Source organism: Desulfosporosinus sp. FKA (assembly GCF_002196785.1).
GTDB lineage: Bacteria > Bacillota > Desulfitobacteriia > Desulfitobacteriales > Desulfitobacteriaceae > Desulfosporosinus > Desulfosporosinus acididurans.
In genome coordinates, this window is sequence record NZ_NAHZ01000028.1 from 348174 (window position 1) to 361490 (window position 13317).

The 13317-nt window shown below is 41.6% G+C and carries 12 protein-coding genes; 1 reads left to right on the forward strand and 11 read right to left on the reverse strand.

The window, feature by feature from the left end; genetic code table 11:
* The 6 genes from fliF to B5771_RS12240 form a co-directional block, all read right to left on the reverse strand.
* On the reverse strand, positions 1 to 1590 hold the full coding sequence (gene fliF / locus B5771_RS12215; RefSeq protein ID WP_088187741.1) for a flagellar basal-body MS-ring/collar protein FliF: 1590 nt from the start codon (positions 1588 to 1590) through the stop codon (positions 1 to 3).
* A 128-nt stretch (positions 1591 to 1718) separates the two neighbouring features.
* The gene (gene fliE / locus B5771_RS12220) at positions 1719 to 2051 is read right to left on the reverse strand and encodes a flagellar hook-basal body complex protein FliE (RefSeq protein ID WP_088187742.1); all 333 of its coding nucleotides are present in this window, start codon (positions 2049 to 2051) and stop codon (positions 1719 to 1721) included.
* Between the two features lie 6 nt (positions 2052 to 2057).
* Entirely contained in the window at positions 2058 to 2552 is a 495-nt protein-coding gene (gene flgC / locus B5771_RS12225; RefSeq protein WP_088187743.1) for a flagellar basal body rod protein FlgC, read from the reverse strand.
* Positions 2553 to 2556: 4 nt separating this feature from the next.
* Entirely contained in the window at positions 2557 to 3741 is a 1185-nt protein-coding gene (locus B5771_RS12230) for a chemotaxis response regulator protein-glutamate methylesterase (protein WP_088187744.1), read from the reverse strand.
* A 1-nt stretch (position 3742) separates the two neighbouring features.
* Positions 3743 to 4168, reverse strand: coding sequence for a chemotaxis protein CheW (locus B5771_RS12235; protein ID WP_047810847.1), 426 nt, complete (start codon positions 4166 to 4168; stop codon positions 3743 to 3745).
* 13 nt (positions 4169 to 4181) lie between these two features.
* Entirely contained in the window at positions 4182 to 6347 is a 2166-nt protein-coding gene (locus B5771_RS12240; RefSeq protein WP_088187745.1) for a chemotaxis protein CheA, read from the reverse strand.
* Between the two features lie 818 nt (positions 6348 to 7165).
* Between B5771_RS12240 and B5771_RS12245 the strand changes: the two genes are divergently transcribed.
* Positions 7166 to 8233 carry a glycosyltransferase family 2 protein gene (locus B5771_RS12245; RefSeq protein ID WP_088187746.1) on the forward strand — a complete coding sequence of 356 codons (1068 nt, stop codon included), beginning with the start codon at positions 7166 to 7168 and terminating at the stop codon, positions 8231 to 8233.
* 217 nt (positions 8234 to 8450) lie between these two features.
* Here the strand turns inward: B5771_RS12245 and B5771_RS12250 are convergent, their stop codons facing one another.
* The 5 genes from B5771_RS12250 to B5771_RS12270 all read right to left on the reverse strand — a co-directional run bounded on the left by B5771_RS12250 (position 8451) and on the right by B5771_RS12270 (position 13262).
* A complete protein-coding gene (locus B5771_RS12250) occupies positions 8451 to 9740 on the reverse strand; it encodes a DUF4910 domain-containing protein (RefSeq protein WP_207652688.1) in 1290 nt (429 codons plus the stop codon).
* A 63-nt stretch (positions 9741 to 9803) separates the two neighbouring features.
* Positions 9804 to 10631: an AAC(3) family N-acetyltransferase gene (locus B5771_RS12255; RefSeq protein ID WP_242966821.1), complete on the reverse strand. Its 828-nt coding sequence runs from the start codon at positions 10629 to 10631 to the stop codon at positions 9804 to 9806.
* Position 10632: 1 nt separating this feature from the next.
* Entirely contained in the window at positions 10633 to 10860 is a 228-nt protein-coding gene (locus tag B5771_RS12260) for an acyl carrier protein (RefSeq protein ID WP_088187747.1), read from the reverse strand.
* Positions 10861 to 10864: 4 nt separating this feature from the next.
* Complete coding sequence (locus B5771_RS12265) at positions 10865 to 12673, reverse strand: HAD-IIIC family phosphatase (protein ID WP_088187748.1); 1809 nt, start codon at positions 12671 to 12673, stop codon at positions 10865 to 10867.
* A 97-nt stretch (positions 12674 to 12770) separates the two neighbouring features.
* The gene (locus B5771_RS12270) at positions 12771 to 13262 is read right to left on the reverse strand and encodes a hypothetical protein (RefSeq protein ID WP_088187749.1); all 492 of its coding nucleotides are present in this window, start codon (positions 13260 to 13262) and stop codon (positions 12771 to 12773) included.
* Positions 13263 to 13317 lie beyond the last annotated feature (55 nt).

Sequence of the window (13317 nt, forward strand, 5' to 3'; positions counted from 1 at the left end):
CTAACTCTCCTCTGCTAACCAGGTCTTAACAAGACGAGCGACTTCAGCTGGGTTATTCTGCGAATATTGTTCAACAGCCTCTTTCGTTTGTTGCATAAGGATCTCATCCTCAGTTTTGGCCTGTTTCTTGGCCATTTTGGCCTTCGCCTCTTGCTCCAGTAACTCTTGGGACATCATCAGTTCAGCATCAGCGAGAGTTACCGGCTGTTCACCATTCATACCTAACATTCTATCCGCACGGGCTTTCTTTGCTCGTCTGACCCAAAAAACGATGAGTGCTGCTAAGCCAAGTAAAACACCGGCCCCAATTTCAGCGTAGGTCATCATTTGCTGCCGTTGTTGTGCGCTTGCCATGGCTTGTTTTGCTTGAGCCAATTCAGAATTATTAAAGGGAATGGCGGCAACTTGAATTTGATCTCCCCGAGTTAGATCAATCCCAGCGGCAGATGCCACGATCGTCTTGATTTGATTAAGCTGGTTCGGGGTAACGACTGACGAATCGGCCATTACTGACACGGAAAGGCGCTTAATTGCCCCTGGGCTCACCACTTGTTCTTCTTGGCTGGAATCAACTTGATTATTAATTGTGTTCGTTGTCTTAGTTGAAGACGTTGACCCCTGTGTCGCCGCTTGATAGGTAGGCGCCCCATTGGTCGTCACACCTGGTGTCCCGCCGACCGCAGAGCCGTTCGTAGTGTTTTCGGTAGAATTTTGCTGACTGACTACGGCGCCGGGGCCATAAGTCTGTTTAGTCCGTTTAATTTGATCAAAATTCAATACCGCATTGATGCGAACGATGGCCGCATTGGGACCCAATACCCTGTCCAGCATACTTTGGACAGATTTCCGAGTATCTTCTTCCACAGATTGTTCAAGCTGATACTGGGTTCCTGTGAGACGATTAGGATCATTACTTTTACCAAGAACATCCGAGAGAACATTACCTTGGGTATCCACAATCGTCACATTAGCCGGCTGCAGTCCTTCAACTGACCCTGCAATAAGATTAGCGATCGCACGAACTTGATCATCGCTCAGTTTATTTCCGGGAGCGATTTTAAGAGTTACCGATGCGGTCGCCGCTTTTTGAGTATCGGCAAATAGTGAATTATCCGGCATGACTAATTGAACTCGAGCGTCTTGCACACCATTCAAAATTTTCAAGGTAGTCTCTAATTCGTTTTGTAAACCAAGGGTGTAGCGCAATTTGCGGTCGGCATCAGTTTCACCGAGATGCATCGTGTCCAAATAATCAAAACTAAATTTGCTGTTTTGGGGAAGTCCTGCGTTAGCCAGTTGTAAACGGACATCAGCAGCTGATTGTTGAGGAACCATAATCGTGGATCCGTTATCTGCTAATTGATAATTAACTTTCAAGTCTTTAAGTTTCGTCGTTATTGCTCCGGCATCCGTATCGCTGAGCTTGGTAAAAATAGCGACATATTGCGGACGGCTCGCCCAAACAATTAAGGACACCAGCGCTACCATAACCATAAGAGGAGCAACAACCGTGATTACTTTCTGTGGCCGAGAAAGCTTATCCCAAAAATTCTTTACCGAGTTCTTAATCCCGGCCCAAGAATAATCCATTCTTCACACTCCTTTCCTTAAAGTGAACTCATTCAGCTAAAGCTAAAAATCCAAAATAATTTCCGTAAGACCCAACCAAAACAATAACTCCATCCGTATTAATAAATAAGAACATTTTTACTTTAAATTTACATTTGCATATTCATAATTTGATGGTAGGCGTCAAGGACTTTATTACGGACTTCAACAGTCAAAGATAAAGACAGATTAGCTTTTTCCAAGGCAACCATAGCTGTCGATACGTCTTGGACCTGACCTGTCGCGAGCTGCATACTGGCTTTGTCTGCATTGGTCTGCAGCGCATTGACCTGTCCTAAAGCATCACTTAAAAACTTCGCAAAATCCGTTCCCGCCTTTTGAGCCCCATCGCCAGAAGGAAGAGCGGTATTATTCCCAGTACTTGCCGAAGAAATCGGATTCAGGATTCCTGGCGATGAAATAGGCGCTATTGAAATGCTCATTTTATCTTACCCCTTTCCAATTTCTAAGGCTTTTGAAGCCATTGACTTACTGACATTAAGGGCAGTAACGTTTGCTTCATAAGCCCTGGAGGCCGAAATCATGTCTACCATTTCTGTGACAATATTCACATTCGGCTCTCGTACATAGCCTACAGGAATTCCGGGTTCGGCCACTTTGGCAGCGTCGGGCGAATCCGGATTGTACTCTAAACGGAAGGGGGCTTCAGTATCCGGAACACTGTTAATACTGGAAACCTCTACGCCATTGCCAACATTTTGCCCGCTCATTTTTTCCCCAAGCACATTAGAAAACGATGCTGTCGAGGGACGTGGGACAAACACAGCCACTTCCCTCTGATAAGGGATAGGGTTTCCAGCAGGAGTCAGCTGTCCCGTTCGAGTTGTATTAATATTGGCTATGTTACTGGAAATTAAGTCCATGCGCAAACGTTGGGCAGTTAGCCCGGAAGAGCTGATATCCATCGAACCAAATAGGCTCATTTCCTTACCCCCTTTTCATAACGCACTCCACAATTGTTCGTCCAATCTCACCAAGCGGTACGATTCGATCAGCTAAACCGGCATCAACTACAGACCTGGGCATACCGTAGACAACACAAGTCTCCTCAGATTCTGCTATGGAAAATCCTGCAGAAGCCTTAACGTCTTTCATTCCCTTAGTCCCATCATTGCCCATACCGGTCATGATGACTCCCAGAGTTCCTTTGCCTACAGACTTCGCCAGAGAAAGCAGCATAACATCCACCGAGGGGTGATAAAGTGTAGGGATCGGAGCTTCATCGCCGATATTAAGAACTAGCTGCCCCGACTTACGCTGGACTTGCATTTGTTTCCCAGCCGGTGCCACATAAATTGTCCCGGCTTTGAGAGCTTCTCCGTGAAGGCCTTCCCTGACATTTAAGGGGCAAAGTCCGTTTAAACGTTGGGCGAGAGGCCCAGTAAACCCTGCAGGCATATGTTGAGCTACAAGTACAGGTACTGGAAAATTAGCAGGCAATGAAGGAAGGACCGCTTGCAGGGCTGACGGCCCCCCTGTGGAAGTTCCGATCGCCACAATCTCAACAGGATGCTTAGGCAGAGTGGAGCTTTTCCCCGTAATAACCGGACGTGGGGCTTGTCCTTTTGCTGGAAGAACACCCGCTTGAGGAACGGCCGAAGTTTCAACCTTTCTTCCAGGCGTTAGGTTAACAAGCCCTTTGTTCCCGGAAACCCCGGAACTAATAGTTAATCCCTTCCGTCCAAGACGAGAAAGGTTAACACCGGCGGCTGCCAATACCTTTTCAATTAAATCACGCGACAGAGCCTGAAGATCATTTCCTTGTGTCCCTGTAGGCTTCACAACGACATCCACGGCTCCTAAATCCAAAGCCTTTAAGGTCGCTTGTGCTCCTTCTGTTGTCACTGAACTTAAAATAATTATCGGCGTCGGCTGCCAGCGCATAACCTCGTCTAAGGCCTGGAGGCCATCCATTACAGGCATCTCGACATCCATGGTAACTACCTGTGGACGAAGGGACTGAATTTTTAAAATTCCTTCACGCCCATCCCGTGCAGTATCTAAAACCTTAATATTAGGGCTTTGATTAAGAATCTTTTGCAAGGTCAAACGCATGAATGGCGAATCATCAACGATCAGCACCCCAACGGATGTATTTGGCCTTTCACTCATATTAATCCCCGCCCATAATTTGATCGAGTTCTAAAAGAATGAGTAAGCGCTCACCAGTTTTCCCAACTCCGCGTATAAACTGAGAGTCAACACCAACCGCTATCGGCGGCGGGGGTTCGATACTGTCACTATCTAAATGTAAAACTTCCGTTACGGCATCCACGCGAATCCCGAAAACTTTAGCTTGTACTTGAACCACAATAATTCGGCTAAGTTCCGTTTCTTCCGCACGAGTCATGCCGAAACGAGTTGACAGGCTCACGACCGGAATCACGTTCCCCCGTAAATTTATAACTCCTTCCACATAAACCGGGGCATTAGGAACCCGCGTAATCGGCGGAATTCGAATAATCTCCTGAACGCGCATAATATCAACGCCAAATTCTTCAGAACCTAAACTAAACGTTACTAATTGTTCTTCAGCCATGCTTTTCTCCCCCTTAGATTTTTCTCGTAACTAAAACGTCTTGAAGAAGAGATCCTATATCAAGAATTAATGTAACTTTGCCATCGCCCAAAATTGTCGCGCCGGCAATTCCTGGCAGGTTATTGAGAAAATCGCCCAGGGACTTAATGACAACTTCCTGTTGTCCGCGCAATTCATCAACAATAAGTCCCAGCACTTTGTCTCCAAAGCCCACAACAACAACAAAAACCTCATTTTGGAGAGTTTCCGCATCCGGAAGACCAAACTTTTCTTGCAGAGAAATCAGGGGCAAGGTGTTTCCGCGCAGTTGAACCATCTGCAAACCGCCTACAGTCTTAATGTCCGAACGGTTAACGAGTAAGGTCTCCAGAACCGAGGACAGCGGAACAGCATAAATTTCATCCCGTACTTCCACGAGCAAAGCTTGAATGATCGCTAAGGTCAAAGGCAGACGAATTGTAAAGGTAGTCCCCTTACCTTTGCGGGTTGCAATATCGACCATTCCACCGAGATTGTTAAGGGCCTTTTTCACAACATCCATACCCACGCCCCGCCCGGAAATGTCAGTGACTTTATCCGCCGTACTAAAGCCGGGCAAGAAAATGAGATTGGCGATATCATTTTCAGAGAGTTCTTCCCGCTCATTAATAAGGCCCTTAGTAAGAGCTATTTTCTTAATTTTGTCAAGATCTAAACCGCCTCCGTCATCGGAAATGAGAATCGCAATATGGTTGCCATCATGATACGCATCCAAAGTAACCGTTCCATGAACCGGTTTGCCTGCCGCCCGACGTTCTTCCGGAGATTCAATACCATGGTCCACCGAATTGCGAATAAGATGCATGAGAGGATCGCCGATCACTTCAACGACGGTTTTGTCAAGTTCAGTATCTTCGCCCTTTAACACCAGATCAATTTCTTTACCCGTCTTTTTGGCCAAATCCCGCACCAAGCGCGGAAAACGATTGAAGACAGTTCCAATGGCGACCATACGCAAACGCATAACACTTTCTTGCAGATCGTTCATTAACCGCCCTAAGTAAACATTCGCCTCATTTAAATTATTAACCATCGGGTCCGTGCTGTGCTGAGATTTTAAATCCAAGCCGATTTGTACCAATCTGGTCCGGGTAATAACCATTTCGCCGACAAGGTTAATGAGATTATCCATTCTAACCGTATCAACACGAATTGTATGAACCTGAGTACTGCTTTCCCCATTCGTTGGCGGTTGTTCAGGAACAGCCGGTGCTGCCGCAGGTTTGCTTTTTTCTTTAGGTACGTCAGGCATACTCTGTTTAACAATTTCATGATTCGCGGTGTCCTGGGGCAAAATTTCGTTATTCGAAATATTCGGTTCTTTCACAGCACTCTCCGCCGTTAAATAGGGAAAAATCTCCACACTTGTTATGTCGGTAATTTCTAAAACTTCTTTTCGAATCTCTTCACTAGGTTCGTCGCTTAAAAAGAGAACAGAAAAGCCATCAGCCTGTCCCGCTTCCAAGTCTTCAACACTAGGAAGAATTTTTATGACCTTTCCCATACCCTCAAGCCGTTGGATGGACATCACGGCACGAACTGCCTTCATGAGTGTATTAGGTGCAAGTTTGACATCAAGTTCAAAAACACCATGCCCCATACCATGGGCATCGTTAACTTTTTCACGTTCCTGCTGACTAAGAGAAAAGTCAAGCGGTACAAAACTGGCAGGCGCTTCCTCTTCATGGGCTGAGGTTTGCTCGGTTTTCTCTGAAGCCGCAGGGGCAGTTTCCCCATTTAATAAGGCTTTCATAGAATTCACTAAATCCTCAGATCCATATGTAATGTCTTGACGTTTCTCAACCTGTTCCAGCATTGCTTTAACTCTGTCAGTCACAGCAAGCAAAACATCAATCATTTCCAGAGAGACATCAATTTTCCCCTGTCTTAAGCGATCCAATAAGTCCTCGGCGGCATGAGTTATTTCAACAATCGGAGTAAACCCCATCGTACCTGAAGCACCCTTCAAACTATGTGCCGAACGAAAAAGGTCGTTAATTAAGCCAATATTTCCGCCCTCTTTTTCCAATTGTAATAACCCTGCTCCGAGCCTTTCAATCTGCTCTTGAGAATCTAATAAGTAAAAGTCCAAAAATTCCCCTAACTCAACCCCTTGGTTTTTGTCATCGTCCTGGCTCATCCATGTCACCTCAATCATTTAGGTTATTCCACAGTTAATAACTTCTCTCTATTTCCCAATCCGAGACATTGCAACTATTGCAATTCACCAGTTATCGACACATATCATGTGGATTAGATATGTTCCTTCTATATATGTCTCTTCTATATAAATTATTAACTCAGATACTTTTATTCGCCATCATTTATCATACTCCTCCACATATCCTTATGAATTTCCTAAATATGATAGCTCAAAATAATAATAAACCTTTTTTCGCATCCTGTTATATAGGACCTTTGGGTATAATTAAATGCTGCAGGTCGCACCTTTCCAAAATCATTATTAAATTTTTAGTTAGACTAATTCTAGCATCTACTTTGTTTTCCGTATATAGCTTTTTCGACAAATTCTTTAGGAATATTGTAGAAAGAAAACACCAATACAGGAAATATGTGGTTGAAATAGTTATTTCATTCCATTAATTTTATGCAAATTATTTTTTCAATTAATTACATAAATACTTTATTAAAAATTAACCACTATATATAACACCATTGGTTAAGTACAGCTATAATATAGTGGGCCAAAGTCAGTAACTTTGATTAATGAAATTGAACTGTTCACCTTTGACTTTAAATTATGAATATATGTAATCAACCTTTTGCAATATATCTAATGTCTATAATTTCATGTTCAAAGTAATCTGAGTCTTTATGCAAAATTGCAAAAATACAGTTGTATTACTTTTGGCACATGTTACAATAGCAACGAAGCTTAAATTTAATAAGAAATTTCAAGGTACTAATACTAATGGATAAGGGGATAGGGATAAATACATGATTACACTCAGTGTTTGCATGATCGTAAAAAATGAAGAGCAGCTAATTGCCAGATGCCTTAATTGCCTGAACGATATCGCAGACGAAATTGTTATTGTTGATACAGGGTCAGTCGATAACACTAAAGAAATAGCCGGCGAGTATACATCTAAGATTTATAATTTTGATTGGATCGACGATTTCTCTGCAGCAAGAAACTTCTCTTTCTCCAAAGCCACCATGGATTATATTTACGCTGCCGATGCTGATGAACTGATAGACGAGAAAAACAGAGAAAAGTTTAAACGCTTAAAGTCAACCCTTGACACAGATGTAGAAATTGTCGAAATGAAATACGGCAATCAGTTAGAAAAAGGCAGCACCTATAATTTTGATGTAGAATATAGACCGAAACTGTTTAAACGAGTTAGAACGTTTAAGTGGATCGACCCCATTCATGAAATAGTGGATTGTCGCCTAAACTCAATGAAATCTGACATTCTTATTACGCATAAACCTCTAACCAGCCATGCCTCACGTGACCTTTCCCTTCTTGAGAAGCTTACCACAAAACAGACTGTATTAAATTCCAGATTACATATGATGTATGCTCGCGAATTACTCATTGCCGGCAGAGAGGAAGATTTCTATCATGCCTTTACGTATTTTAACAGATCTTTAACAGCTATGAATAAGGATGATATTCGACTGTCCCACTGCGTTTTAGCTCGGTACTATAACTTGAAATCAGAGAGCTTTAATTTCTTTAAAATAGCAACTAAAAACATTCAAGGAAATGCCAGTGCTGAGATCTGCTGTGAATTAGGCAGCTATTATATGAAGGAAAAAGACTATAATGAGGCTGTATATTGGTACTATACGGCGGCAACAGCGGCATCTGCAGACTTGTCCATAAATTACGTTCAATTTATACCCAATTTGCAATTATACCGTTGTTTCTTTGAACTGGGTGATCTTGCTGAAGCGGCGAAATATAATGATATGGCCGGCATTTATAAGCCAGATAGCCCAGAAGTGGCTGCTAATAGGGAAGTGCTTAGTGCCTCGATGAATTTAGATAAGTGAGTAGAGTATGTTTATTGAAAAAGCAGGGTGCTGGTGAGCAACCCTGCTTTTCTTATAGTCAACTTTTGTTAGTATGCTTGTAGTCAGTACTATCTTCTTAAATAAGGACTATCTTGTCTTAAAAATATTTCAGGATAGTAACTTTATTAATCCATGAAATTATTATGATCTCAGTCTATTTCTTTTTATTTTTAAATATTTTTTGAATTGTGTATATTTACCATATTTGTTCAATAAGGTTCGCGTCGATTAGGTCATCTAAAATCGGATATATTTGATCGACTGGCAGACGAATGATATCGCTTATATCCAATAAATCATTAGTTCCGTCAGCATAAGCAATGAAATTCATCATGCTTCTAACCGTTTGACCAGATTCCCGTGTACTGATGGTCGGATAAAGCCCTCGCTTACCCAATTGGGGTTCACCCAAACATTTAATCCGATATCTGGCATTTCTTTCAAGGAGCGTAATACAGTCCTTCAGAACTTCATAACTTCCCTGTAAACCAGCCGGCGAAATTAAGGACAAATCATCCAAAGAAGTGTGGTATTCCGGATACATTCCATACTTAGTGCGCATTATACTTGCAACCGGCAAGTCGACGCCGGGACTGCAATATTGACGTTCATCACTCCCCCGTTCAAGGTACGAATACCTTACGAACTCAGGATGTTTGTGTGTCAAAACATGCAAAGCCACTCTATCAGCCAACGTATCGCCATACCTGGATGGCAGGAAGGAATAAGCTCTCTCATCTCCTGCACATGTCACATTATAACCTGCAACAACATTCGTTTTCATTACCCCAAGATTCTGGCTTAAGTAAACAAGGGACCCGATAGTTTCCGGTACGAAAACTATACGATACGTATAATTTCGTCGAGGAAGCTCCAACAGCCACTTCGCCAGATAGGTTACAACTGCAGGTCCGGATAATTCGTTGTTAGCCATCGACGGGTGACAAATATAGGTTGATAACAATACCTCTTTCTCTGTTTCACCGGGGATTATTAACTCTCCATAGGTTAAGAAACCCTGTGTTAAACTGGAATTTATATAAACCCGATATTGCCCCTCTTTGAGAGACATCCGCTGCTTATGAGAAAGACAAAATCCCCATCTTTCCTTGTAATACGAAGTAACATAGGGTATAGCTTCAGGCATACTTTCCATAGAATATAAATGCTGCTGTAATTCTTGCAGAGACATTACCTGATCAACCGGAACTGAATAACCAACGACATGCAGATTATTCTTTTTAAAATCAATAATTTTAGTCCCATCGGGATCTTCAATGTAAGCATCTACGATATTCCATTCTTTGGGCACTGTCCAGTCAAAAGCTGAAGTACCACTGGGGACCTCTTTTATTGTGAGAGGAATATGCTCCTGAATAATTTTCAGAGTCTGTCTTACGCCTTCGCCCGTTATGCTGCGGCAAATGGGAAATAGTGTTTCAGCTAAATGATACATAGCTTCACCAATAAGATTTGTTTCAGACATTATCATTCAAGCCTCCTAAGGTAAGAGCCTACACAAGCCCCTTACGCAATGCGAACTAAAAACTTATAAATCTGGCTCCTCCTCTAAAAAGAAATAAGGATCCAGAGCCAACAATTTGCCCCCTTCTTCAAAGAGAACATCTGAGTTAATACATTGTATAATACCACTGCCTAAAGTCACTTGACTTAACATTCCATTTTGAAGCAGATGCTTTTCTAAGAGATTTGTATCCAAGTTAACGTTTTTACCCAAATAGCGTACAAAAAAAGTAAAACTGTCCTCATATACCTGATCCTCATTGACGATGGTCCCCGAAAATGACTTCAAATATCGATAATTACAGCCGTGCATTTGTTCGATATGATGAATATAAGTACAAGAATGAAACGATGCACCCAAACAAACAAATTTCCCTTTAACCTTGCGAAGCTTGCCAAATATAGAATCATCGTCAAAAGAATCATGTCCGATATTCATAAAAAAGTCTTGTTTCTCTCCCCAAACGGCCGCTGAAAATATGGGATGTACTGTTCTTTTCACATCGCTTCGCTGCCGAAAATGCTCAGTAAGTACACCAACGGTCGATTTACTCTTGGCAACATCAAATACTTCGCCGTTGCAAAAACTATAGCTAAACGTTGGCATAACGATGGTACCATGTCTTCCCACAACTTCAATGACCGCTTCAATAATACTATCCAATAAAAACTTTCGGTCAAAAGCAGCCAATTTACCGAAGACAGCAATATCAGAAGTCATATATACTGTATCACCCTTAGTTATACCTACGTTTTGCAACGCTTTCACAAAATCTTGAGAGGAAATTGTTACATCATCAATTGTAAATAACGGCTTAAGAGATTCTGCTCGCGAATTTAGTCTTGAATCCACTTTAGACACCCCGCTTCGCCAAGACCAAGTCCTGAAGCTGTTGAAATGTCTGTAATTCCTCAACTTCTTTCATCGTAAACTTAATATTAAGCTGAGTCTCGACTTCACTAATAAGCATCATGTGTCCAAAAGAGTCCCATCCCTCAGCTTGATTGCGAGTTAAATCGTTGGTTATCTCTGAGACACTAATGCCTAATACTTTTGCCACAATATTTTTTAAGTTATTCATTTGATCACCCCATACTAATTTGAATAAAATCCGGATAAGCAAAATGCTGATCAACCTCTAACTCCCAAATCTGTCGCTGACCATCGTCCCCAATATAACGAAAAGCATGCGCAGAATAGAAGTCCTGAGCTGGTATGTTCTTTGCAGTAGGTATAAACTCTCCTGCAATAACGGTTACTCCGGCTTGACGCGCTTGTTCTAAAACATAGGCTAACAAAACATCTTCAATCTTTCGACCGATAATCCGGCAGCTTAATAAGAAGTTATCTATGCGCCACCTCTTGGCTCCCATTTCTGCCATGACTAAACCGGTTATACCATTGTCTCCAAACTTATCGCTTACCTGAACTGCGGCAATTAGATATTGATTACTAGCAGCCAGTTCGTGAATTTGTTCTTCAGTATACCTCCTTGTAGTCAGGTTAAACTGATTGGTTTTTAGAGTCATTTGTGAGATCCTGGGAATCGTAAAATCATTCGCAGGAAAAATTGCAGCCTTCATGTCAAGACCGCGCAAATACTCTTCCACACTTCTTGAAGACTGAAGCATCTCTTGCCGCCGGCGTTGTGCAGCATACATCTTTCCTTTTTGCTGATCTTCTGTAGTAACCTGCAAAACGTTCCAAATAGTCAATTGTTGAAGAGAAGATACATATAATGCGGAATCCTCCGGAAAATCAACAACCATAACATCTGGGAGTGAACCCTTGACAATCTCACGATTAAGCGGGTCATCGTCAATGAACACTATGCTGTCTAGTCCAATATTTAATTCTGCAGCTAGTGAACGAAGGTTCTCTGCTTTATCCAGCCAGTTTATCCGCTCTGCGGCGAAATGTTCTTTTCTTAGTACCATGTGAGGGTGTTGAGCAAGGACATTCATTACTTCTGCAACGTTATTTTTACTATTTATAGCCAAAATGATGCCCCGTTGATACAACGACAAGAGGAACTTCTGGAATTCCCAGTAGGGCCTTCCAGCGGGGGTCGGACCAAGGCGGATACCTTCCATGCCATCCTCTCCCAAAACGCCTCCCCACAAGGTATTATCGAGATCCACAACAATACATTTAACCAAAATCCCCAATAATGGTTTAATATAACCCAGATAAACGTCGCACAATTTTGGCATATATTCGAAATTGAACTTTACATCACCCAGATAATAATATTTGGGATCAAAAAGATTGTACTGACCATAACACGCACTCCATGCCTGATAATCAAACAAAAATACCTGACCGTTATCTTTCCATGACTCCCTTAAACGTTGGTTTAACATCTGCACAGCTTCGCAAATCCCATACTCCTGTTTGGATTCTAAGATACCCATGGGCGAAAAACCTGGCATTTCAAAGTTATGAACAACTACCTTTGCAGAACTGTGCAGGTTAACTTTGTTAACAAGCATAAGAAGCTGATCCAGTTTTTCTGAAATCATTGCTTTACGACCCATGCTATTGATTTGATAGGGTAAAAAAAAGTGGTCCCCCAAGAGAGAACGCAAATCGATAAATAGGAAAATGATATCCGGCTTAAAAGCATACAGAAAACTATTCAAGTCCAGAATTTCCTGAGTATATTGGTTATAGGGAGCAGTATAAATATCTGGATTAATACCGTCTATTAGACATTTCACCTTTAAAATTTCCGGCAACGGCTGTATCGTAAAACTACTTAATAAGGCAATCTTGACCTGGCGCCCGCTTCCCGCCTGATCGTTCATTTCTTTAGTCAGCTGCCTAGAAATAAGCACATAGTCTGCAGCTGAATACGGGGGATTTCGCATAATAAATGATTTTGCCGTTTCCATTCATCACACCTCATAGAATAAAATATGTTGAAGTTAAGTTAACAATCGCTCTAAATACCATCATGACTTATATCGTTAAACATTTCCACAGCAGTTTCTATCGTTGTTTATCAATAAATCTGGCTTCAGGTTTATAGGCATTCTGATAGGACTGGCCTTGACGTAAAGTACTTTTAAAGCGGAGAAGCTTGAGTTTAGCCGCTTCTCTCTCCATTTCAGTTTTTTTCGTGTACTCTTTATCCAGATCTTGAATTTGCTGAATAACATCGTTAATCCTATTATATTGTATGTTAAGTTGTTCAAAGAGATTTTCTGGGATATAAGACTGAATTGAATCTAAGTTGAAATTTTCCAGACCAATTTTTTGATTGATACTACTTTGGAGGAGTTTAAGCTCTTGATTTACTTGATCGATTTCGTTGATCAAGCCTTGTCGCCGTTCTAAAAGTTCATTGAATAACTCAACCTCGGTATCCAGCGACTTCGACTCAAGTTGTTGGCTTAATTCAAGTATTGATGTAAAGTGAGTAAGGTTAATACTCATCTTTTCGCTGATATCCAGACATTGTTTATTAATATCTATATTCATCTTTGTCACCAAGTTTCTTTATGATTACATATAGCCTCATGAACTTTAAAACAAT